This window comes from Novosphingobium bradum (assembly GCF_042646485.1).
Lineage (GTDB): Bacteria > Pseudomonadota > Alphaproteobacteria > Sphingomonadales > Sphingomonadaceae > Novosphingobium > Novosphingobium bradum.
This window is the reverse complement of sequence record NZ_JBHRTQ010000014.1, coordinates 19,580-42,238: the sequence shown is the minus strand read 5'-3', so window position 1 is coordinate 42,238 and position 22,659 is coordinate 19,580. Positions and strand designations below refer to the sequence as shown.

Below are 22,659 nucleotides of genomic sequence, written 5' to 3'. Positions count from 1 at the left end.
GCTTTCAGAAGTTGTATCGGGCGGCGAATTCCACCCGGTCGAGCGCGCCGGACGCGCCGCTGACCAGCTCGCGCGTGCCGTGGCGGTATTCGACGCCGAGATCGACCTGTTTGACCGGCGACCAGAACAGGTTCGCGGCCGCGCTCCACGCGCTTCGGTTGAGCGCGGCAAGGCTCGCCGCGGTGAGCGAGCGATCGTAGGCAACGTGCTGGAAGCTGCCCATCAGGTTGACCCGCAATTGCGGGGTCAGCGCGACATGGGCCGAGGCCAGCGCGGCCAGCACCCGCACCTTGGTCAGGCGGTTGGTGGTGGGGTCGTAGACCGCGTCGGGCGCGAAGTTGAGGCCGACATAGCGGCCGATGCCCTGCCCGAAGGTGGCGATGAAGCGGACATCGCTGGTCCTGCGCTCATCGAGGAACAGCTTACCGCCGATACTGGCGCCAAGCCCCGTGGCGGTGACCCCGCCGCCGGTGGCTCCGGCACTGGCGACATTGTTGACCAGCGCCAAGCCGCTGCTTTCACCGCGCACCTGCCGGGCCACGCCGGCCAGCGAAAGCTCGCCGCGCTTGCCGGAATAGGCGAGGCGCGCGGTGAGATCGGGCAAGCGATCGGTCCCGCTTTCCAGGGTGGCGGCGGCCCCGGCGGTAACCAGCGCGGATTCCGGGTTCTCGATGCCCACGGCCAGGGTTAGCGCCTTCGACAGCGGCGCGGCATAGCGCAGCTGCGGCTGGCGCACGAAGACCGTGCCTTCCGCCCCGCCGACATAGTCGGTCGATTCCGGCAGGGCGCCGGTATACTGGAAGGTGGTCCAGTCCTGGCCGATGGTGAAGCGGTCCACCTGGACGAAGGCCCGGCGCAGGCCCAGGGTATAGCCGTTGGTGGTGCGCTGCGAGCCGCCGGCGGTGACGTTCTGGGCGGCGCTGGCGGTGACCTGGAAATCACTTTCGAGATAGCCCTTCACCACGTGGCCGGCGACCTGCGTATCGAGGTTCAGCCACAGCCGGGTCTGCTTGGCGGTGAAATCGGTGCCGGTGAAGGCGCGGCCGCCGGGCGTGGTGGGCAGGCCTTGCGGCAGGTAGAAATCGCGGCCCAGCGTGTTGGTGGCAACCGAGCCACGGGCAAAGCGGCTGCGCGAGGCGACCATCTTGAGATAGCCGCCCAGCCGGATCGTGGTGCTGCCCGAGCGGAAGCCTTCGGCCGGCGCGGCGGGTTTCGCTTCCAGCACGGCAAGGCGGGCGGCGGTGGCAGCCGCCTGCGCGCTGGCGGCCTCGGCCTGCCGGCTGGCGGCAGCGGCGTTCGCGGCGGCAACGGCATTGGCGGCGGCCACCGCCTGGGCCTGGACCTGGGCCTGGCGGGCCTCGGCCAACTGGCCCTGTATCGCGGCCATCTGCGTTTCGAGCCGGGCGAGGCGCGTTTCCAGCGCGCGTTCGTGCGCGGCATCCGCGAGCGCCGGCGTGGGGGCGAACAGGGGCGCGGCCAGCGCGCTGGCGGCCAGCAGCCTTGCGACAATGCGGGTCCGGCGAAAGCCCATGCCCCTCTCCTCTCGTCATTTGTTCTTCGGGCAGGGATGATCGTGGCCCCTTTGCGGGATCGCTTGCAGCCGGACCTTGGTCGGTTGGCCTACGACCTTGGTCGCGGGAGGTCGGGGCAAGACGCGAGGTGCGCTCTGCCCTTGCCGATCCCGCCACGGGCGATAAGCTGGCCGCAAACACGAAAACGGCGCGGAGGAATGCCATCGACACGATCCTGATCGCCGACGATCATCCCCTGTTCCGCCAGGCGCTGGCCGTGGCGGTGGGCGCGGTTGCGCCGGGGGCGCGGGTGGTGGAAGCCGGCACGCTCGCCGCCGCCGTGCGCGCGGCGGGCGAGATCGCCCAGGCGGCCCCGGATGACCTGCGGCTGATCCTGCTCGATCTCAAGATGCCCGGCGCGGTCGGCTATTCCGGCATTGCCCTGCTCCATGCCGAATGCCCGGGCGTGCCGATCCTGGTGGTCTCCAGCGCGGATGCCGCCGGCGCGGCGGACGAGGTGCGGGCCTTCGGCGCGGTGGGGTTCCTGAGCAAGGACGCCGACCTTGCCGCGATCGAGGCGGCGATCGCCGGGGCGCTGGGCGCGCCGGCCCCGGCGGCGGCGGGCGAGCAGCCGGTCGACGCGGTGCGGCGCGAACTGGCGCAATTGACGCCAACCCAGCTCAAGGTCCTGCTGGCCGTGCTGGACGGCAAGCTCAACAAGCAGATCGCCTATGACCTCGCCATCACCGAGGCCACAGTGAAGGCCCACATGACCGCGATCATGCGTAAGCTCGATGTCCGCAACCGCACCCAGGCCGCGCTGGCGGCCCGCGCGCTGGGGCTAGACCTGTCCCACTGACACCCCGCCGAGGAAAGCGGCGATGGCCGCCGGATCGGTCGGCTTGGCCAGCACCGGAACGCCCATGGCGGCGGCCCGCGCGGCCACGGCGCGATCCTGCTCGGCGGTGACCAGCGCGGCGGGCAAGCCCGGCCGACGCTGGCGCAGGGCCGCGATCAGGGCAAGGCCGTCGCCATCGTCAAGGTGATAGTCGGCCAGGACGGCATCGCAGGGATCATCGAGCGCGAGCGCCTCGGCCAGGCCGCCCGCGCCCCGGGCCTGGTGCCCGGTCGCTTCGAGCAGGGCCAGGGTAGCGGCGACGATCTCGGGCTCGTTGTCGACCACCAGCACCCTGCGCGCGCGGTGCTGGCCGGCCTCGGCCGGCGGCGCGGGCGTCGGCGCTGGCACCGGCGGCGCGGCGGGGAGCAGCAGGCTGAACCGGCTGCCCTTGCCCCGCACCGAGGCCAGCTCGATCCGCCCGCCCAGCAGCCGGGCGAGGCGCGCGGCGATGGCCAGGCCCAGCCCCAGTCCTTCGGCCTCGGCCTCGCCCAGGCGGATGAATTCGCGGAAAACCTCGGCTTGCCGATCGGGCGCGATGCCAAGGCCGGTGTCGATCACGTCGATCCGCCAGTCGCCCCCGCGCCGCCGCACGCCGACCAGCACGCCGCCCGACGGCGTGTAGCGCACGGCATTGGTGAGGAAATTCTGGAGGATCGAGCGCAGGAGGCCGGGATCGGTGAACAGGCTGCCGGGGGCCGGGCCGAGCCGCAGCTGCAGCCCCTGTTCGGCGGCCAGCGGGCGCATCCCGTCGATCAGGTCGGCCAGGAACGGGGCGAGTGCAAGGCCGCTGCAATCGGGCTGCACCCCGCCCGCATCGAGCCGCGAAATATCCAGCAAGGCGCGCAGCAGGTTTTCCCCGCCGGTGATCGCGCGGTCGAGCCGGGTGACCAGCTCGGGCCGGGTCAGGCCGGGATCACGCGCGAGGGCGGCGGCGAACAGGCGGGCGGCGTGGAGCGGCTGGAGCAGGTCGTGGCTGGCGGCGGCGAGGAAGCGGGTCTTGTCGCGGGTGGCCTCGGCGAGCTGGCGGTTGGCCTCCGACAGTTCGCGGGTGCGCGCTTCCACGCGGCTTTCCAGCTCGGCCAGGGTGCGTTGCAGGGCATCGCGGGCCTCGGCCTCGGCGGTGACGTCGGTGAAGCTCATCACGTAGCCGCCGCCGGGCATCGGGCCGCCCACGGTCTTGATCACCCGGCCATCGCGGCGGTGGCGCGCGAATTCGTGGGGCTGGCCGCGCCGCATATGGGCAAGCCGCTTGGCCACGTGATGCTCCACCGCGCCGGGGCCGAAATCGCCGGCCTTGGCATTGTGGCGGATGAGATCGGCGACCGGCGCGCCGACCCGCACCAGGGCCGGGGGATAGTCGAACATATCCAGATAGCGATTGTTCCAGGCGACCAGATTCATCTCGGCATCGACCACGCTGATCGCGGCATCGACGTTCTCGAAGGTGGCGGCCAGCAAGGGCCGGGAGAAGCGCAGCGACTGGGCGCCTTCATCGAGCAGGCGGGTAACATCGGCCAGCCGCATCTGCCCGCCGGCCAACGCCGAGGCCACCAGCGCGCGGGCCGAACTGGCGCCGACCACCCGGGCGATGAGATCGCGCGCGCGCTGGGCGGCGGCGCGATCGACCGGCTGGCCGTGGCGATCGGCGGGAAATTCGCGCTCGGCGGCCTGGGTGCCGACGAAATCGGCGACCAGCCGGTGCAGCCCGGCCATGTCGCTCACCGGACGGCCGGGCGCGAACAGGCGCAGGCGCGGGGCAACCGCGCTCCCGCGCGCCGCGACGAGGCCGAGCAGGGCCACATCGACCCCAAGGCTCCAGCCCACCCCGTGGACCAGCGGCCCGGCCCGGCCCACGCCCAGGAGGTTGAGCGGATCGACCGGCGTGCCGTGAAGCGCTGCCAGCCAGGCTTCGGGCAGGATCGGCGGCAGGGCCAGGGTCCACAGCCACAGGGCCAGACCCGCGGCCAGGCTGATCCGCGCGGGCAGCGGATCGCGCCCGCCGCCCACCGCGGCCAGCAGCAGGTGGGGCGCGAACAGGGCCATCGCCGCGAAGGCGACATAGCCGATCGAGGCGAGCGAATTGCGCCCGCCGACCAGCACCGCCCAGGCCAGCGCCAGGGCGACGATGGCCACGATCGACAGCCGCCGGACCCGCAGCATCCGCCGGCCGATGGCGCCGGCGCCAGCCTCTGCGCTTTCCGGCCCGTCGCGCGCGGCCTTGAGGATCGAGGGAAAGACGAGATCGTTCGAGACCATGGTGGCCAGCGCGGTCGCATCGACGATGACCATCGAGGCGGCGGCGCCCACCCCGCCGAGCAGGGCCGCGACCAGCGCCCAGCGCGCGCCGGCTTCCAGCGGCAGTTCGAGCACGAAGACATCGGGCGGCACCGCGCCATCGAACAGGGCGACCCCAGCCAGCGCGATCGGCAGGGCCAGCGCGGCCATGGCGGCGATATAGGCGGCCAGCCCCTTGCGGGCGCGCACGAGGTCTTCCGGTTCGCGCGCTTCAACCAGCCCCATGTAGAACTGGCGCGGCAGGGCGATGACGGCGAAAGTGGAGATCACCAGGATCGCCAGGGTTTCGAGGCCGAGGCGGGTGGGATCGAAACGGGCGGCGATCTGGGCGAGGCCCAGCGCCTGCCGCGCCGGCCCGGCCCCGGCGAACAGCATGGCGGCGAGGCCCGCCACCACCGCCAGCGCGCCCAGCTTGAGCAGGCTTTCCAGCCCGATGGCAAAGACCAGCCCTTCGCTGCGGCCGGCCAGTTCGAAGCGCCGCGCCCCGAACAGGATCGCGAACAGGGCCAGGACCACGGCGGCCACCACCATCGCCGCCAGGCCCAGCGGCGCGCCCGCGACCAGCGCCAGGGCATTGCCGATCGAGCGCAATTGCAGCGCGACATAGGGGATCGTGCCGAGCAGCGCGATCACCGTGACCAGCCGCGCCACGATCACATCGTGGCCGAAGCGCGCGGCGATGAAATCGGACACGGTCTTGGCCTGTTCCTGCGCCACGGCGCGGGCCAGCCGGCCAAGGAAGCGCGGGGCGAACAGCAGGAGCAGCACCGGGGCGAGATAGATCGGCAGGAAGTTCCAGCCATCGCGCGCGACCGAGCCGACCGAGCCATAGAAGGTCCAGCTCGTGCAATAGACCCCGAGCGCGAGGGTATAGGCGCCATGGCGCAGGCGCGGCCGCGCGAAGGCGGCCGCGCCGATGCGGCCATGTTCGACCAGCGCGGCGAAGGCGAACAGCAGCAGGATCGGGGCCAGGGTGGCCAGCGCCGCCCATTGCCAGCTCATCGCGGGGGTTCTCCTTGGTTGGTCAGGCCGTGAGTTGGTCGGGCCGGGGCGCACAATCGGCCGGGGCGGCGGGGAGGTCAACGCCCTGCCCGTTGCGCGCGCCGGACCCGATCGGCGCGGCGGCCGTTGTGGCAGCGAGAGGGGCCGATGATGGGAAGCGGCCGATGACTGACCAGGCCGAGAAGCGGCGGCGGATGGTGGAAAGCCAGCTTGCCGCGCGCGGCGTGCGCGATCCGCGCGTGCTGGAGGCCATGGGCCGGGTGCCGCGCGAGGTCTTCGTGCCCGAGTCCTTGCGCGAATATGCCTATGACGACACGCCCCTGCCGATCGAGGCCGGGCAGACCATCTCGCAACCCTGGATCGTGGCGGTGATGATCGAGGCGGCCGCGATCCAGCCGGGCGACCTGGTGCTCGAAGTGGGCGCGGGTTCCGGCTATGCCGCGGCCGTGCTGGGGGAGATGGGCGCGGAAGTGGTGGCGATCGAGCGGCACGAGGCGCTGGTGCGGCTCGCCCGCGAGCGGATGCTGCTGCTGGGCTACCGCAATGTCGACGTGGAGCCGGGCGACGGCTCGCAGGGGCGGCCCGGGCTGGCGCCCTTCGCGGCGATCCTGGTGGCGGCGGGCGGGCCGCGGGTGCCCGAACCCCTGCTGGCCCAACTGGCCGTGGGCGGCCACCTGATCATGCCGGTGGGCGAAGCCGACGAACAGGTGCTGTGCAAGGTCACCCGGACCGGCGCGGACAGTTATGAAACGCAGCCCCTGGGCGCGGTACGCTTCGTGCCGCTGATAGGCGCCCATGGCCGCGACGGCGCCGGGCCGGGCGACCTGTCGGCTCAGGGCAGCGGGGGTTCGCGGTAGAATTCGACCTGGCAGCGCAGCGGGCCGGCCAGGCGCACGAAATGCGTTTCCTGCGGGGGGATCACGCCGGGTTGGCCGGGGGCGACCGCCACTTCGCGGCCCGAACCGGTGAAGACCAGCGTGGCCGCCCCTTCCAGCACGCGCAGCAAGCCCCAGGTGCCCGGCTTGGTGCGGTGTTCGCTGCGGATCGCCTCGGGCAGGGTGGTTTCATCGAACACCGGGGTGGACTTGTAGGGGGCCGGGCGGCTCATGGCGTTTCCATTCAGGCCGGGGCGAGGCCCGGCTGGCGGCAGATATCGGCCAGACTGTAGCCGGCGAGAACCTGGCGGAAGGCGGCATCGGCCTGATCGAGCACGCCGGGCAGGCTGCACCGCTTGACCAGCCGGCACGAACCGCAATCCACCAGCGGGCAGCGCGGTTCCATCGTCTCGATCACCGCGCCGAGATTGATCGCCTCGGGTGGGCGGGCCAGCATGATGCCGCCGCCGCGCCCGCGCACCGCGGCGATGAAGCCGGCGCGGGCCAGTTCGTTGGCGATCTTCATCAGGTGGGTGCGCGAGATGTCCTGCGCTTCGGCGACGGCGGCGATCTGCGAGCGTTCATCGCCCCGGCCGGCGAGATAGATCAGCAGGCGCAGTGCGTAATCGGTGTGTCGGGTCAATTGCATGGCGTTCAGCCCCCTGCCGGTTTCCTAACTCACCAGCGCTTCCGGGCAACTCCCTTATCGGCCGGAATCTTCGCCCTGCATTTGATTCATGTCAAAGCCATGTTTCGCCCGGCGACATAAGTGGAATTTCGTTGTCATCTTTTTGCGGGAGTTCCTCCATGTATTGCGTGCAGTGCGAACAATCGAACAAGGGCGGCTGTGCCGTGAAGGTCGGCTCCTGCGGCAAGACCGCCGACGTGGCCGACCTCCAGGACGTGCTGCTGCGCGTGATGGAAGGCGTTTCCGTCTATGCCGACCGCGCCGCCAAGGCGGGTGCGCGCGATGCGGCGGTGGATGCCTTCACCCCCCATGCCTGGTTCACCACGCTGACCAACGTGAACTTCGACGCGAGCCGCTTCGAGAGCCTGATCGCGGAAGCCCTGGCCATGCGCGAGCGCGCCCGGCTGCTGGCGCAAGGCGCCGGAGCCGATCTTTCCGACCTGCCCGAACCCGCCACCTGGAACCCCGGCACGAGCGCGGCGGAGCTGGCCGAGGCCGCGCCGATGGCCGCGATCCAGCGGTTCATGGACCGCGACGGCCCTTCGATCACCGGGCTTCGCAATCTCATCCTCTATGGCCTCAAGGGCACGGCCGCCTATAGCGAGCACGCCCGCGTGCTGGGCCAGGAGGAAGCGGCGGTGAGCGCGGAATTCCACCGCATTTCCGCCTTCCTCGCCAGCGATCCCACCGACATGAACGCCCTGCTGGCCGAGGCGCTGGCCACGGGCGGGCTGAACCTCAAGGTGATGGAGCTGCTGGACGCGGCCAATACCGGGCGGTTCGGCCACCCCGAAGTGACCATGGTGCGGATGACCCCGGTGGCCGGCAAGGCCATCCTGGTTTCGGGCCACGACATGGGCGACCTGGAGGCGATCCTCAAGCAGACCGAGGGCAAGGGCATCAACGTCTATACCCACGGCGAGCTGCTGCCGGCCAACACCTATCCCGGGCTGAAGGCCTACCCGCATCTCGCCGGCAACTATGGCGGCGCCTGGCAGGACCAGCAGAAGGACTTCGCTGCCTTCCCCGGCGCGATCGTGATGACCTCCAACTGTCTGATCAATCCCGAGATCAAGGGCTACCAGGACCGCATCTTCACCGCCGGCCCGGTGGGCTGGCAGGGCTTGCCGCATATCGAAAACCACGATTTCGCGCCGGTGATCGCCTGTGCCCTGGCCCAGCCCGGCTTTGCCGAGGACGCGCCGGAACAGCGCATCCCCGCCGGCTTTGGCCGCAACACGGTAATGGGCGTGGCCGATACCCTGCTGGGCATGATCAAGGACGGGGACGTGAAGAACCTGTTCCTGATCGGCGGCTGCGATGGCGCGCGTCCGGGTCGCAACTACTTCCACGATCTCGCCATGGCGACGCCGAAGGACAGCCTGATCCTGACGCTGGGCTGCGGCAAGTTCCGCTTCAACCGCGAGGACCTGGGCGAGATCAAGGGCGTGCCCCGCGTGCTCGACATGGGCCAGTGCAACGATGCCTATTCGGCGATCCAGGTGGCCGTCGCGGTCGCCGGGGCGCTGGGCTGCGAGGTCAACGACCTGCCGCTGCACTATGGCATCAGCTGGTTCGAGCAGAAGGCCACCGCCGTGCTGCTGACCATGCTCCACCTTGGCCTCAAGCGCATCCACCTTGGCCCCACGCTGCCGCAGTTCCTCACGCCTGAAGTGCTGGGCGTGCTGGTGGAGAAGTTCGAGATCCGTCCGACCGGCGATGCCCGCGAGGACCTGGCCCGGATGCTGGAAGCCGCCTGACCGACCCCTTGTCGTCAGGCAGCTTGCTGCAACCCTCCGGCGCCGCCCCCCGGCGCCGGAGCGGGAGAGCCCCTTCACCCGCAACCCTCATCGCGGGTGAAGGGGCTCTTTTTGCCCGCGCCGCTTGACCGTGGCGGCAAGCGGCCAAACACTGCCCGCATGACCAGCCCCGCACCCCTGATGCACGCGATGCAGTTCGATGGCGTGGGCCAGCCGCTGCACATGGTCAGCCGGGCGCTGCCCGAGCCGGGGCCGGGGCAAATCCGCGTGGCCGTGCGCGCCTGCGGGGTGTGCCGCACCGATCTCCACGTGGTGGAGGGCGATCTCCACGGGCCGCTGCCGATCGTGCCGGGGCACGAGATCGTGGGCACGGTCGACGCGCTGGGCTTGGGGGTGGATGGCCTTGCGCTTGGCCAGCGGGTGGGCGTGCCGTGGCTGGGCCATGCCTGCGGGTACTGCCGCTACTGCGAAAGCGGGCGCGAGAACCTGTGCGATGCGCCGCTGTTCACCGGCTTCACCCGCGATGGCGGCTATGCCAGCCATGCGCTTGCCGATACGCGGTTCTGCTTCCCCCTGCCCGACCGGTTCGACGATCTCCATGCCGCGCCGCTGCTGTGCGCCGGGCTGATCGGCTACCGCGCCTTGCGCCTGGCCGGCGATACCCCGGTGCTGGGGCTCTATGGCTTCGGCGCGGCGGCGCATATCCTGGCCCAGGTGGCGCTGTGGCAGGGGCGGCGGGTCTTCGCCTTCACCCGCCCCGGCGACCGGGCCGCGCAGGACTTCGCCCGCAAGCTCGGCTGCCACTGGGCCGGGCCAGCGGATGCCAGCCCGCCCGAAGCACTTGATGCGGCGATCATTTTTGCCCCCGCCGGCAAACTGGTGCCCCAGGCGCTGAAGCAGGTGGGCAAGGGCGGCCGGGTGGTCTGTGCCGGCATCCACATGAGCGACATTCCCGCCTTTCCCTATGCCGACCTGTGGGAGGAGCGGCAGATCCTTTCGGTCGCCAACCTGACCCGGGCCGACGGGGTGGAGTTCCTCGCGCTCGCCGCCAAGGCCGGAGTGCACACCCATGTCGAGGCCATGGCGCTGGCCGAGGCCAATGTCGCGCTGGCCCGCCTGCGCGAGGGCCAGGTGGAAGGGGCGCTGGTGCTCGTCCCCTGAGCGGACGGACTTTCGGCTTGGTTGACAAGTATTTGACGCGACTCGGGCAGAAGCGTCATGTTCCATCTCGGGACGGGGGGTATGGAGCCACCCCATGGAAGACGATCGCTCCTTCTATCAGCGTCGCCTGGCCGAGGAACTTGCACTTGCCGCGGCCCAGACCGACGAAGGCCTGAGCGCCCTGCATCGGCGATGGGCCTGCCTCTACCGTGAGCGCCTGGCCGCGCTTGGCCCGACCCGCCGGCCAGCCCGGCCGCTCGGCAGCCACGCCGAGCGCCTCGCCGAGCGCCTGTCGGATGCGCCCCCGCGCGTGCTGCTGCCCTGAAGGGGAGGCATTGGCGCCGGCCTGGCGGCCGTCCCGGCGATCCGGCGATTTTCGTTAACCTTGCGCGTGAACGCGTGGGCAAGCAGTCGCGCTTAGGCTGTGTTGACCAGTTTGCCGGGGAGCGTCGGATGGAGACGATCACCATCGACGGCGTGGACGAACATACGTTCCGCCATGGTGTCGAAGACCTGTTGCGCGTCGATCAGGTCGACATGGCGCTCGACCAGTTGCGTGAGCAGCTGGCGCCCTATGCCGGCCCGGGCAAAATCCTGCCCGCGCGGTTCCTGGAGGTGACCCCGGGCGAGGTCGAGATCACCGGATGGGAGCGGCTTGCCAGCCGCCTTGCCAACCATGACCGCCCCCATTTCCCGATCACCGCGATCGGCGTGGTCCTAGCCGATGCGCGGGTGCTGGGCGGCCCCGGCCCCCAGGGCGGGCGGCTCGCGCCGTTCATCAAGACCTACTATTTCAGCGATGACGCCTATCCCTTCACCAATGCCGGGCGCGACGACCTGCTCGACGGCTATTCGCGCGAGGGCTTCGGCTGGCAGGGCGACTACCAGGCGACCGACGCGACCCTGGCGATCAAGGGCATCGATGATCTGCACGGCGCGATCATCGAGCTGGAAGACCGCCTGTTCGACAGCGCCCGCCCGGACGAGGACCAGCTGCGCGCCGGCTCGATCGGCGCCTGTTTCCTCGCCGCGCTGATCCACCAGGCCCTGCGCGAGACGATCCGCCGCCAGGGTCTGCCCCGGCCGCTCTGCGTGCTGGCCGCCTGCGACGGGATCTATCCGTTCTTCGATGCGCCGGTGGCCGGCTGGGACGACGGGATGATCGATGCGGTTGCCCCGGCCGAGGCGAGCCTGGCGGACGGGGGCGAGGAAACCTGGCCCAACGAACTGGACGAAGGCGCCGCCGGCGAGCAAGGTAGCCTGCTGTCCATCGTTTCGCGCAAGGGCACCAAGGCCATGGCGCTGGAACTGGGCGAGGACGATGTCCGCGAAGCCGCGCGCTTCACCGCCGATGCCGGCGCCCAGCGCCTGACCATGACCGACGACATGGCACTGAGGGGCCTGTTCCACGGCGTGGCCGCCGCCACGCTGCTGGCCGGTGACGAGCCGGAAACGGACGGGGATGAGGCGGCAGCCGCCGGCCCCGGCCAATCGCCCCCGACCGATGCCACCGCCGCGCCCGCTGCCGTGCCCGCTGCCGTGCCCGACGCCTTGATTTCCGCCGGAGCGGACCCGGCTCGGGCGATCGCCCCCGACCTCCCGGCTCCGGACAACGACCCTGCCCCCGCATCTGGCCCAGCCCCTGCTGCCACCTACGCCTGGGCCGACCCGCGCGAACAGTTTCGCCGGGCCGAGGAAGCCCATGCCTTCCCCACCGGGACCAGCCTGCGAAGCCGCTTCAAGGCCGAAGAGGTGCAATCGGCCAATCCGCTTCTGGCCATGGCCGGAGCCTTGGCCAATCGCGCCCGCACCCGGATGACCACCCTTGTGGCGCGGGGGCGATCCGGCGTTTCGGGCCAGCTTGCCGCCGGGCGGGACAAGTCCCGCCAGTGGTCGCGGGGACTGGCCATGCGCGCCGGGCTGGTACTGGTCCGCACGCGCCGGGCGCTGGCCTTCGCCGGCCTGCGCGCGGCGGTCCGCCAGCGCGCCCGGGCCATTCTTGCCGCAAGGCCGCGCTGGCGGCGCTGATCAGCGCGCCCGCTCAGCCGAGCAGAGCTTCCGGCGCGGTCCAGGCGAGGCCGTGTTCCTCGGCCACTTCGCGGCAGGTCACCTGGCCCAGCGCCACGTTGAGCCCCTGGGCGAGGTGGGGATCGCGGCGCAGCGCCTCCTGCCAGCCGAGATCGGCGATCCGCAGGGCGTGCGGCAGGGTCACGTTGTTGAGCGCATAGGTGCTGGTGCGGGCCACGGCGCCCGGCATATTCGCCACGCAATAGTGAACCACGCCATCGACCACGAAAGTGGGTTCGGCATGGGTGGTGGGGTGGCTGGTTTCAAAGCAGCCGCCCTGGTCGATCGCCACGTCGACCAGCACCGCGCCGGGCTTCATCGTGGCCAGCATCGCACGGGTCACCAGCCTGGGCGCGGCGGCGCCGGGCACCAGCACCGCGCCGATCACCAGATCGGCCTCGGCCACGGCGGCGGCCACTGCGGCGCGGCTGGCGAAGGCGGTGCGCGCGCGGCTTTCGAAATGGATCGCCAGGCGTTCGAGCACTTCGGGATTGCGATCGAGGATGGTGACATCAGCGCCCAGCCCCGTGGCCATCTGCGCGGCGTTGAAGCCGACCACGCCCCCGCCCAGGATCGTGACGCTGGCCGGCAGCACGCCCGGCACCCCGCCCAGCAGCACCCCGCGCCCGCCGTGTTCCTTTTCGAGCGCCGTGGCCCCGGCCTGGATCGCCATGCGCCCGGCGACCTGGCTCATCGGCTTGAGCAGGGGCAGGCCGCCATGGCCATCGCTCACCGTTTCATAGGCGATGCACACCGCGCCGCTGGCCACCAGTTCGCGGGTCTGGACCGGATCGGGGGCGAGGTGGAGATAGGTGAACAGCACCTGCCCCTCGCGCAGCAGGGCACGTTCATGGGCCTGGGGTTCCTTGACCTTCACGATCATCGCGCATTCGCCGTAGACCGCCTCGGGCCTGGCCGCGATCCGCGCGCCGACCGCCTCGTAATCGGCATCGGCCGCGCCGATGCCGAGGCCCGCGCCGGTCTCCACCGTTACGGCATGGCCGTGCTCGACCAGTTCGCGGGCCGATTCCGGGGTCAGGCCGACCCGGTATTCGTGGTTCTTGATCTCGCGAAGGGTACCGATGTGCATGGCTTTGCCCCGTCAGGTGGAACAGGGATCATATAGGCGGCGCGCGGCCCGTTTGCAGGGTGGCCGGCGCGCGCCGGCTCAGCGCACCGTGAAGGCGTAGGATCCTTCCACCCGCTGCTGGTCGGCGGCGGCGGCGTGCCATTTGAGCTGGTAGCTGCCGGCGGGCAGCGGGCGCGGCAGGGTGACGGTCAGGACCGGGCCGGCGGTGGCCGTGGTGAAGCCGCGGATCGGCATGGGGGCGTGGCTGGCCATGCCGGGCATTCCGGTCATCACCAGGTCCACCCCCGAAAGCGGCGCGGCCAGCGTTTCGGAAAAGGTCAGCCTGAGCACGGTGGGCCGGCTGACCGTGGCATTGGCGGCCGGCGTGGCCGCGACCAGCCGGGGCTGGGCCAGGGCCGCGCCGGGGATGGCGAACAGGGCAAGGGCGGCAAGACCAAGGGCGGCAGGGGCAGGAAGCGAACGGCGCATCGGAAGATCCCGTGAGAATGGCAGATGGGGGCATAGTGCCCCGGATCGACGGCACATATCCTGAACCAGCGCAAAATGCCGGCGACAGGCAAAAAAATTCCCCCTCTCTATGGGGTTGGCGCCGTGCACCGGCTATGGATCGGGGGATGGATCGCCCGCCCCCGGATGCCGCCCTGCTGACCCGCCGCGCCCTGCTGCGCTCGGGCGGTTCGCTGGCCGCCGGGCTTGCGCTGGCTCCGCTGTTCCCGGCCTGGGCGCAGAGCGGCACGTCGGGCGCGGGCCTGGGCACCACCGGGCTGACGATCGCGCCGGGCCACGCGATGGTGGGCGGGCGCGCGGCGCATCACGCGGTCATGGTCAACGGCACGATCCCCGGCCCGCTGGTCCGCCTGCGCGAGGGCGATGTGGCGCGCATCGCGGTGAGCAACCGCCTGGCCGAGCCGACCTCGATCCACTGGCACGGGCTGCTGGTGCCCTTCCAGATGGACGGCGTGCCCGGGGTGAGCTTTCCCGGGATCACCCCGGGAGAGACCTTCGCTTACGAATTCCCGCTGATCCAATCGGGCACCTACTGGTATCACGGCCATTCGGGGATGCAGGAGGCGCTGGGGCTTTATGGGCCACTGATCATCGATCCGGCCGGGCCGGACCCGATCGGGGCCGAGCGCGAACACGTGATCATGCTGGCCGACTGGAGCCCGCTGCACCCGCACGAGCAATTGCGCCGCCTCAAGATCCGGGCCGGCTACTTCAACCGCCGCCACCAGGACCTCGCCGGCCTGCTCGCCGGGCGCGACCAGCCGCTGGCGGAGCGGCTGGAATGGGCCAGGATGCGGATGGACCCGACCGACATCGCGGATGTCACCGGCGCCACCTATGCCTATCTGATCAACGGCCACGACACGGCAGCCAACTGGACCGGGCTGTTCCGCCCCGGCGAACGCGTGCGCCTGCGGATCATCAACGCCTCGGCGATGACCAATTTCAATTTCCGCATTCCCGGCCTTGCGCTCTCCGTGGTCGCGGCCGACGGCAATCTCGTCCAGCCGGTGGAAACCGACGAGCTGCAGATCGCGATCGCCGAGACCTACGATATCCTTGTCACCCCCACCGAAGACAAGGCCTTCGGCGTGATCGCCGAGGCGCTCGATCGCTCCGGACAGGTGCGCGGCACCCTGGCCCCGCGCCAGGGCATGGCCGGCGACGTGCCGGCGCTGCGCCAGCGTCCGCTCCTCACCATGCGCGACATGGGAATGGACATGGGGGGAATGGACATGGGGGGAATGGACATGGCGGGAATGGATATGGGCCATGGCGGGGTGATTGACCTCTCGCAGCCGGCAAACCCCGCGATGGGCGGCCATGCCATGGCCATGCGCGACAAGCGCGCGGCGCCGCAGGTGGCCTTCGGCCCGGCGGTCGCCACGATCGCGCCCGCGCCGGTCGACCGGCTGGCCGACCGGCCCACCGGGCTGGAGGCGGTGGACCACCGCGTGCTCACCTATGCCCAGTTGCGCGCGCTGGCCCGCAATCCCGATGGCCGCGCGCCCGGCCGGCAGATCGACCTGCACCTCACCGCCAACATGGACCGCTATATGTGGTCGATCGACGGCCAGACCATGGCCGACGGCGCCGCGCCGATCCCCTTGCGCGAAGGCGAACGCGTGCGGATGAACCTCATCAACGATACGATGATGCCCCACCCGATCCACCTCCACGGCCATTTCTTCGAACTGGTCAGCGGGGAGCCGGGGCACCGGGCGCGCAAGCACACGGTCAACGTCCTGCCGGGGGGCAGGGTTGCCTTCGATCTCACCGCCGATGCTCCGGGCGACTGGGCGTTCCACTGCCATATGCTGCTCCATATGCACGCCGGGATGATGCGCGTGGTCACCGTGCGCCGCGCCGGGGATCAGGCCTGATGCGCGCGCTGGCCCTGTTCGCCCCCGCGCTGCTGGCCGCCACCCCTGCCCCGGCCCAGGATTCCGCTCACCACCACGCCATGGGCCAGATGGCCATGCCCGGCGAAGAAGCGCCCCCAGCCACGGCCCCGGCCCCAGCCCCGGCAGACGACCAGCCCGGCGAGGATGCCCCGCCGCCCATCGCCACCGACCACGCGGCCGACCGCTATCATGCGCCCGGGCGCATGGCCGCGGCCCGCGCGGCACTGCTGCGCGAGGGGCAGTGGACCGGCGGCGCCCTGATCCTTGACCGGCTGGACTACCAGGCCGGTTCCGGTCCCGATGGCCTGGCCTGGAAGGCGCAGGCCTGGCGGGGCGGGGATAGCGACCGGCTGGTGATCGCCACCGAGGGCGAAGCGCGCGCGGGCCATGGAGTGGAGCGGGCGGAGATCGCGGCCCTGTGGCGCCATGCGCTGGACCCGTGGTTCAACCTGGAGGCGGGGGTGCGGCAGGACGTCCGGCCCGGGCCGCGGCGCACCTATGCCGTGATCGGGGTGGAAGGCCTCGCGCCCTGGTGGATCGAGACCGAGGCCCGGCTGTTCGTATCCCAAACGGGCGATGTCCACGCCCGGCTTGGCGCCAGCCACGACCTGCGCCTGTCAGGCCCGCTGGTGCTGCGGGGCGAGGCGGAGGTGAACCTGGCCTTCCAGGCGGTGCCGGCGCTGGGCATCGGCGCCGGGTTCGAGCGGACCGAACTGGGCGCGCGGCTTCGCTACGAGCTGCGCCCGGAGCTGGCGCCCTATGTCGGCATCGATTGGGAGCGCCGCCTCGGCGCCACGGCGCGCGCAACCCGGGCGGCCGGCGAGCCGGCCTCGCGGGTCAGCGCGGTGATGGGCCTGAGCGCCTTTTTCTGACCGGCGCGTCCGTGTTGCAAAGCCCTCGGGCCGTGCCGCACGGCGCGGCACGGCCCGAGGGCTGTTCCTCGATCAGAACGGCAGGTTGTAGAGCTTGACCGCGTTGGTCTCGAGGATCTTCTTCTTGATCGCGTAGTCGTGGTGGCCCAGCACCTTGACGATATGCTCCTGGACATCGGGATAGAGCGAGGTCGGGTGGGGATAGTCGGTCTCGAACAGGACCTTGTCCTCGCCCACCAGGTCCAGCATCTTCGAGGGCGCGATGGATTCGTACCAGAAGGTGCACCAGAAATTGTCGCGGAAATACTCGGTCGGGCGCTTCTGGAGGGTCTTCTTGAAGTTGGGCATCATCTCGTCGAACTGGTGTTCGAGCATCTCGACCACGAAGGGAATCCAGCCCATCCCGCTCTCGATCAGGCCGATCTTCAGCTTGGGATAGCGGTCAAGGATGCCCGAGACCATCCAGTTGCCGAGATTGGAGGCATTGGCGATCGACATCATCATGCCGACCACGGCGAGACGCTGCTCGAACTCGAACTCGTCCCAGGTGAGCGCCTGGGGATTGAGCGAGGAATTGAGGTGGAAGTTGAGCGGCGTGCCGGTGGCCTCGCACATTTCCCACAATTCGTCCCAGTAGCTGTTCGACCAGCTCGGCTTGCCGATCCGCTCCGGCTTGTCGGGCAGGACGAAGCCCTTGAGGCCGAGATCGATGCAGCGGCGGGCCTCGGCCATGGTCGCCGCGCGGTCCCACATCGGCAACTGGGGGAGCGAGAACAGGCGGTTGCCCGATTCCTCCTGCCGCGCCGCGCAGGCATCGTTGAAGGTCTGGATGATGACCAGCGCAAGCTCATCATCGCCCAGTGCCATCAGCGAGCCGGCCTGGGTGACGCCGCCGTTCTGAAAGCAGATGTGGGCATGGACCCCCATCTCGTCCATCCGCTCCAGCCGCTCCTTCACCCGGTAGGAGCCGGGATCGCCCAGTTCGAGGCGGGGATAGGCGAGGCGGCCATAGAGCTTGGAGCGATCGTTGCCGATCACGTTGCCGCCGGTGAGGCCGAAGCTGCGATCGCCGATGAACCACTTGTCGAAGCCATCGACCGTCCGCATGACCGGCATCCGGTCCTTGTACTTGGCCGGCGCGTTCCTGAAGAGATCGGGCGGCTCGCTGAAATGGGTGTCGCAGTCGACGATCTTGATGCCCTTGAGGCTGGGATCGAGCCCCTGCATATGGCGTTCGTCAAGCGGCACGCGCTCACCGCCGTCGGTGAAGCCTTCCATCAGCCAATAGTGATCGGCGTCCGACGCCTTGGCGCGGGTATCGCTACCGTCAGTCATCACAGCTCTCCATGGTCTGTTGTCATCGTGCAGGATTCAAGCCTGTCTGGCCGCGATGATAGGCCCGCGGTCGGCGCCGGGTCCAACGCATTCAGCGCCCGCGCGCAAAGCAACGCCCCGGCGGAGTAGCCCGTCAGCCGGCCGCGTCGATGACCTCGGCGGGGACGGTGATCGTCGCCGGATCGCGCGCCGGGAAGGCGGGATCGAGCGTGGTCACCCGGCGCAGCGCGCGCACTTCATGGGCACTGTCATAGCGGCGCATCCGGTGCATGGTACAGCGGTTGTCCCAGATGACCAGATCGTGGCGGCGCCAGCGGTGGGCGTGGACATGGTCGGGCCGGGTCGCCAGCTCGGTCAGCTCGTGCAGCAGCATCCGCCCGATCGGCACCGGCATTCCCACGATGTGCGAGGCATGGGCCGAGAGGTAGAGCGAGGTCCGCCCGGTTTCGGGGATGGTCCGCACCAGATCGTGGGCCACGCCGGCCTGGGCGAGCTGGGCCGCGCTCCAGTCGTCGAAGCCCAGCATCATGCGGGCATGGGTGGCGGAATGGGCGGCGACCAGCCCGGCGATCAGCGCCTTCCAGCCATCGGACAGGCCATCATGGGCCGCGCGCATATCGGCGAACTCGGTTTCCCCGCCGGTGCGCGTGACCTGCTGCGCGTAGAGCATCGAGAGGTGGGCGCTGACCGGCTTGTAGGAACTGTCGGTGTGCCAGAACTTGTTGCCGATATCGAGCAGGCGGCGGCGCTCGGTCGGCCCGGCCGGGCCGGCGGCATCGTCGTCGGCGTTGGACACCCGGAGCAGGTCGGCGCGCAGACCGCCGTTGTAGGAGCCGGTCAGCAGCGAGTTCACATCCAGCAGGCCGAAGCGTTCGCCAAACCGGGCCTGTTCGTCCTCGGTGAGCTCCTGGCCGGGAAGGACCAGGACGGGATAGGCGAGCGAGGCCTGCCGGATCGCGGCGATCTGCGCGTCGCTGGCCGTCCGGGCATCGATCCCGGCGATCTCGGCGGCAAAGCCGGGTTTCAGCACAGTGAGCGCCAATGCGTCGTTAGCCATCTGCCTTGCCTCTCGCGGGTGGGCCGGTCGCTGGGCCGCCCTTTCAGGCGCGATGCTGCCACAGGCGCCGCCCGGTGTCACACCCGGTGGCATCATGGGCGGCCTCATGGGGCGGGCGACACTTCCGGAACCGTTTTCTGGCAGTTTCGGACCTTGCACAGGGCCGGCTCGCCTCCCTAGACTGGGCGGCAGGCGATCAGGGTCGCGCGCAGCAATCCGGGAGTGGCGGCATGGCAGGGCAGCAAGGACACGACCTGCCGCGCGTCGGCTTCATCGGCTTGGGCGACATCGGGGCGCCGATGGCCCGGCGCCTGCTGCGCCAGGGCTTTCCCCTCTCCATCTGGGCGCGCCGGCCCGAAACCATCGCCGCCTTCGCCGAACCGGAAGCCCGCGCGGTGGCCGATCTGGCCGAACTGGGCCGATCGGTCGACATCGCGGCGATCTGCGTGGGCCATGATGCCGACCTGCTCGACCTCCTGTTCACGCGCGGGCTGATCGCGGCGATGCGGCCGGGCGGCGCCCTCGTGATCCACAGCACGGTGCATCCCGGCACGGTGAGCCAGGCGGCCGAGGCGGGGCGCGCGCGCGGCGTGGCCGTGATCGACGCGCCGGTCAGCGGCGGCCGTTCCGGCGCGGCGCAGGGCACGCTCACCCTGATGGTGGGCTGCGAGGAAGCGGACCTGGCGCTGGTGCGCCCGATGCTGGAAGCGCTGGGCACGCCCACCCGGCTCGGGCCGGTCGGCGCGGGGCAGACCGCCAAGATCCTCAACAACACCCTGATGAGCGCGAACATCGGCCTGGCCGCCGATGCCATGGCTTGCGCCGCCGACCTCGGCCTCGATCCCGCTGCCTTCGCCCAAATCCTTGCCCGGTCCAGCGGCAACAGCGCCGGGCTGGGCATCCTGATGGCGCGGCTGGCCGAGTTCAGGGCCGGCGGCAATCCGCTGCGCCCCGCGATCCTGGCCAAGGACGTGGGCCACTTCGGCGCCATCCACCTCCCCGGCCACGGCGCGGACCGGCTCGACGCGGCGGCGCGCCAGGGCGTGGCAGCGCTCACCCACCTGTTCGCGCCGGCCAACGGCCCGCCTGCTGCCTGACATGACCTTGCCCCGCCCGCCTCTTGCACCCGACCATCTGTGCACCCCGGCCCCATCCTGGACATTCCGATGACCGCATCCCAACGCCCGATCCCCGTTCCCGACGCCAATTCGGCCGGCCACTGGGAAGCCGCCGCGCGGCACGTCTTCGCGCTCGCCCGCTGCCCGGATTGCCAGCGCTTCAGCCATCCCCCCGACGGCATCTGCGCCTCGTGCGGGGCGATCAACCCGGCGTTCGAATTCGTTCCGCTGAGCGGCAATGGCCGGGTGCGGTCGTGGACCGTGATCCGCCAGGCGCTGCTGCCCGGGTTCGACCGGCTGGTGCCCTATGTGCTGGTCGATGTCGAACTGGCCGAACAGGCCGATCTCAGGGTGATCGGGCGCCTGCTCGATGGCCCGGAGGCCGAAGTGACGATCGGAGATGCGGTGAAGGTCGAATTCGACGACGTGGCCGAGGGCGTGTCCATCCCCGAATTCCGGCTGGTGCGGGCATGACCGGGTTCGCCGCGCGCAACCAGGTGGCCATCGCCGGCCACGCGCAAAGCCCGATCGTGCGCCGCGCCTCCGAAACGCTGGGCGCGATCACCCTTCGCACGGTGCGCGCGGCCATTGCCGATGCCGGGCTTTCGGTGAGCGATATCGACGGCTTCATCACCAGTCCGCTGTTTCCCAGCCTTGGCACCCACGTGGCCGAGGATGGCGTGGCCTTCGTCTCGTCGAACTGGGTTTCGCAGCGCCTCGGGATCGCGGCCGAGTTCGAGCAGAACCCGCAGGGGCAACTTCCCGGCTCGGTGGCCCTGGCGGTGAACGCGGTCCATTCCGGCGCGGCGCGGCACGTGGTCGTCTATCGCGCGCTGCACAATCCGCCCGGCACCTATCACGCCAATTCCACCACCCGCGCGGCGGGGCGCGAGCAATGGGGGATGCCGCACGGCCATTTCGGCCCGATCGCGGCCATCGCCATGGCCTACAACGAATATGCAACGCGCTACAACGTGCCCGAAGGCGCGCTGGGCCAGGTGGTTGCCGAGGCGCGCAAGAACGGGGCGCGGCTGCCCTGGTCCTACTGGAAGGACAAGCCGCTGGCGCTGGAGGACTATCTTGCCGCTGCCCCGATCAACGATCCGATCCGGATGTTCGATTGCGACATTCCGGTCGACGGGGTGGCCGCTTTCGTCCTGACCTCGGCCGAACGCGCGCGCGACCTGCCCAACCGCCCGGTCTACGTCTCGGGCTATTCCGAAGTCCTGCCGGTCAGGCGGCGCTCCGCCCTGCACTGGCCCTATGACGACATGATGGACCTGGGCGCGGCCTGCATGGAGCGCCTGTGCCGGCGCGGCGGGGTGAGCCTGGCCGAGATCGACCTGCTCCAGGCCTATGACGGCTTCGCGCCCTTCGTCTATTTCTGGATGGAACTGGCCGGCCTGTGCCCGCGCGGCGAGGCGCACCGCATGGTGGCAGACGGCGGGATCGACAGCGACCGGCCCGGCGCCTCCCCCGTCCTGCTGGGCGGCGGCGCGCTGGGCAACGGGCGAATGCACGGCACGCCGCAGATGCTGGAATGCTACCTCCAGCTATCGCGCCGCGCCGGGGACCGCCAGCGCGAGGTTTCGCTGGGCATGGCCTGCCAGGGGGTGCCGCACATGGGCGGCGCGGTGCTGTATAGCGCCGAGGCGTTCTAGCGCGGGGCTGGCGTCAGTTCACCGAGCGGCACTGGCCGCCATCGACCCGGTGATCGGCGCCGGTGACGAAGCCGGAGAGCGGGCTGGCCAGCAGGCAGGCGATGCGGCCGATGTCTTCCACCCGGCCAAGGCGATTGACCGGCAGGTTGAGGCGTTCCTTGGCGAGCAGGCGTTCGAGTTCCTCCGGGCCGGGATCACCCCAGCCGCTCTGCCGGGCGATCTCCTTGCCCCATGACTTGAGCACGCCCTCGGTGGTGATGATGCCCGGCGAGATGGTGTTGACCGTGATGCCGGTGCCGCGCAGGGCGCCGGCCAGGCTCACGGTCATGTTGTTGATCCCGGCCTTGGCGCTCGAATAGTCCGGCCCGATATTGTTGGGCTGGGTGCCGACCGCGCTGGAAATCTGGATGATCCGGCCGAACCCGGCCTCCTGCATGGCGGGCACCAGCCGCTGGATCAGGCGCACGGCCGACAGGGTGTTGCTCTGGTAGGTGGCCACCCAGTGCTTCATCGTCACATCGAGGAAGGCCTGGGTGGTGGAGGCGATGCCGGTGTCGGGATCGGTCCAGCCGCCGCCGGCATTGTTGACCAGGATTTCGACATGGCCGCCAAGCGCCGCAAGCGCGGCCTCGCAGGTGGCATCGGCGCCTTCGTCGGTCGACAGGTCGCCCAGCGCGATGCCGGCGGCGCCGATCCGCGCGGCCACCTCCTCGGCCCGGCGCTGGTTGCGGCCGTGGACGATCACCCGCGCGCCCTCGCCCGCCAGCAGCCGCGCGATGCCTTCGCCGATGCCCTTGGTGCTCCCGGTGACCAGCGCGCGGCGCCCTTTCAGCTCCAGATCCATGATCGCTCCCTTGG

The 22,659-nt window shown here is 70.6% G+C and carries 20 protein-coding genes; 11 read left to right on the top strand and 9 right to left on the bottom strand.

The window, feature by feature from the left end; all coding sequences use genetic code 11:
* Positions 1–4: 4 nt before the first annotated feature.
* Positions 5–1,531 (bottom strand): DcaP family trimeric outer membrane transporter, encoded by a 1,527-nt coding sequence (locus tag ACFOD9_RS14360; RefSeq protein ID WP_379510818.1) that lies wholly within the window; start codon positions 1,529–1,531, stop codon positions 5–7.
* 203 nt (positions 1,532–1,734) lie between these two features.
* Between ACFOD9_RS14360 and ACFOD9_RS14355 the strand changes: the two genes are divergently transcribed.
* Complete coding sequence (locus ACFOD9_RS14355) at positions 1,735–2,370, top strand: LuxR C-terminal-related transcriptional regulator (protein WP_379510824.1); 636 nt, start codon at positions 1,735–1,737, stop codon at positions 2,368–2,370.
* Here the strand turns inward: ACFOD9_RS14355 and ACFOD9_RS14350 are convergent.
* Positions 2,353–5,706: a hybrid sensor histidine kinase/response regulator gene (locus ACFOD9_RS14350; RefSeq protein WP_379510817.1), complete on the bottom strand. Its 3,354-nt coding sequence runs from the start codon at positions 5,704–5,706 to the stop codon at positions 2,353–2,355. The two genes, ACFOD9_RS14355 and ACFOD9_RS14350, sit on opposite strands and share 18 nt — an antisense overlap.
* Positions 5,707–5,870: 164 nt before the next feature.
* On the opposite strand from ACFOD9_RS14350, the gene ACFOD9_RS14345 reads away from it, so the two are divergent.
* Positions 5,871–6,563, top strand: a complete 693-nt coding sequence (locus tag ACFOD9_RS14345) for a protein-L-isoaspartate(D-aspartate) O-methyltransferase (RefSeq protein WP_379510816.1) — start codon at positions 5,871–5,873, stop codon at positions 6,561–6,563.
* On the opposite strand, the gene ACFOD9_RS14340 is transcribed toward ACFOD9_RS14345, so the two are convergent.
* Both ACFOD9_RS14340 and ACFOD9_RS14335 read right to left on the bottom strand, forming a co-directional pair.
* Positions 6,539–6,814, bottom strand: a complete 276-nt coding sequence (locus ACFOD9_RS14340) for a DUF1971 domain-containing protein (RefSeq protein ID WP_379510815.1) — start codon at positions 6,812–6,814, stop codon at positions 6,539–6,541. The genes ACFOD9_RS14345 and ACFOD9_RS14340 overlap by 25 nt on opposite strands.
* A gap of 11 nt (positions 6,815–6,825) precedes the next feature.
* On the bottom strand, positions 6,826–7,230 hold the full coding sequence (locus ACFOD9_RS14335) for an RrF2 family transcriptional regulator (protein WP_379510814.1): 405 nt from the start codon (positions 7,228–7,230) through the stop codon (positions 6,826–6,828).
* Between the two features lie 158 nt (positions 7,231–7,388).
* On the opposite strand from ACFOD9_RS14335, the gene hcp reads away from it, so the two are divergent.
* The 4 genes from hcp to ACFOD9_RS14315 all read left to right on the top strand — a co-directional run bounded on the left by hcp (position 7,389) and on the right by ACFOD9_RS14315 (position 12,218).
* A complete protein-coding gene (gene hcp, locus ACFOD9_RS14330; RefSeq protein WP_379510813.1) occupies positions 7,389–9,029 on the top strand; it encodes a hydroxylamine reductase in 1,641 nt (546 codons plus the stop codon).
* 159 nt (positions 9,030–9,188) lie between these two features.
* Positions 9,189–10,190, top strand: coding sequence for a zinc-dependent alcohol dehydrogenase family protein (locus tag ACFOD9_RS14325; RefSeq protein ID WP_379510812.1), 1,002 nt, complete (start codon positions 9,189–9,191; stop codon positions 10,188–10,190).
* A gap of 94 nt (positions 10,191–10,284) precedes the next feature.
* A complete protein-coding gene (locus ACFOD9_RS14320; protein WP_379510811.1) occupies positions 10,285–10,515 on the top strand; it encodes a hypothetical protein in 231 nt (76 codons plus the stop codon).
* Positions 10,516–10,643: 128 nt separating this feature from the next.
* Positions 10,644–12,218: a hypothetical protein gene (locus tag ACFOD9_RS14315; RefSeq protein ID WP_379510810.1), complete on the top strand. Its 1,575-nt coding sequence runs from the start codon at positions 10,644–10,646 to the stop codon at positions 12,216–12,218.
* 13 nt (positions 12,219–12,231) lie between these two features.
* Here ACFOD9_RS14315 and ald read toward each other — a convergent pair whose 3' ends face one another.
* Positions 12,232–13,347 (bottom strand): alanine dehydrogenase, encoded by a 1,116-nt coding sequence (gene ald / locus ACFOD9_RS14310; protein ID WP_379510809.1) that lies wholly within the window; start codon positions 13,345–13,347, stop codon positions 12,232–12,234.
* A gap of 78 nt (positions 13,348–13,425) precedes the next feature.
* Positions 13,426–13,815, bottom strand: coding sequence for a copper resistance protein CopC (locus tag ACFOD9_RS14305; protein ID WP_379510808.1), 390 nt, complete (start codon positions 13,813–13,815; stop codon positions 13,426–13,428).
* 146 nt (positions 13,816–13,961) lie between these two features.
* Between ACFOD9_RS14305 and ACFOD9_RS14300 the strand changes: the two genes are divergently transcribed.
* Together ACFOD9_RS14300 and ACFOD9_RS14295 are read left to right on the top strand one after the other, a co-directional pair.
* The gene (locus ACFOD9_RS14300; protein ID WP_379510807.1) at positions 13,962–15,737 is read left to right on the top strand and encodes a copper resistance system multicopper oxidase; all 1,776 of its coding nucleotides are present in this window, start codon (positions 13,962–13,964) and stop codon (positions 15,735–15,737) included.
* The gene (locus ACFOD9_RS14295; RefSeq protein WP_379510806.1) at positions 15,737–16,630 is read left to right on the top strand and encodes a copper resistance protein B; all 894 of its coding nucleotides are present in this window, start codon (positions 15,737–15,739) and stop codon (positions 16,628–16,630) included. The genes ACFOD9_RS14300 and ACFOD9_RS14295 overlap by 1 nt, the downstream gene beginning before the upstream one ends.
* A gap of 72 nt (positions 16,631–16,702) precedes the next feature.
* On the opposite strand, the gene ACFOD9_RS14290 is transcribed toward ACFOD9_RS14295, so the two are convergent.
* Both ACFOD9_RS14290 and ACFOD9_RS14285 read right to left on the bottom strand, forming a co-directional pair.
* Positions 16,703–17,965 carry an amidohydrolase family protein gene (locus ACFOD9_RS14290; protein ID WP_379510805.1) on the bottom strand — a complete coding sequence of 421 codons (1,263 nt, stop codon included), beginning with the start codon at positions 17,963–17,965 and terminating at the stop codon, positions 16,703–16,705.
* 133 nt (positions 17,966–18,098) lie between these two features.
* A complete protein-coding gene (locus ACFOD9_RS14285) occupies positions 18,099–19,022 on the bottom strand; it encodes a TauD/TfdA dioxygenase family protein (RefSeq protein WP_379510804.1) in 924 nt (307 codons plus the stop codon).
* Between the two features lie 230 nt (positions 19,023–19,252).
* Between ACFOD9_RS14285 and ACFOD9_RS14280 the strand changes: the two genes are divergently transcribed.
* The 3 genes from ACFOD9_RS14280 (at position 19,253) to ACFOD9_RS14270 (ending at position 21,801) form a co-directional block, all read left to right on the top strand.
* Positions 19,253–20,119, top strand: a complete 867-nt coding sequence (locus ACFOD9_RS14280; RefSeq protein WP_379510803.1) for an NAD(P)-dependent oxidoreductase — start codon at positions 19,253–19,255, stop codon at positions 20,117–20,119.
* A 69-nt stretch (positions 20,120–20,188) separates the two neighbouring features.
* The gene (locus ACFOD9_RS14275) at positions 20,189–20,614 is read left to right on the top strand and encodes a Zn-ribbon domain-containing OB-fold protein (RefSeq protein WP_379510802.1); all 426 of its coding nucleotides are present in this window, start codon (positions 20,189–20,191) and stop codon (positions 20,612–20,614) included.
* Positions 20,611–21,801, top strand: a complete 1,191-nt coding sequence (locus tag ACFOD9_RS14270) for a thiolase family protein (RefSeq protein ID WP_379510801.1) — start codon at positions 20,611–20,613, stop codon at positions 21,799–21,801. Before ACFOD9_RS14275 ends, ACFOD9_RS14270 begins: the two co-directional genes overlap by 4 nt.
* A gap of 13 nt (positions 21,802–21,814) precedes the next feature.
* On the opposite strand, the gene ACFOD9_RS14265 is transcribed toward ACFOD9_RS14270, so the two are convergent.
* Positions 21,815–22,645 carry an SDR family NAD(P)-dependent oxidoreductase gene (locus ACFOD9_RS14265; protein WP_379510800.1) on the bottom strand — a complete coding sequence of 277 codons (831 nt, stop codon included), beginning with the start codon at positions 22,643–22,645 and terminating at the stop codon, positions 21,815–21,817.
* Between the last annotated feature and the right edge of the window lie 14 nt (positions 22,646–22,659).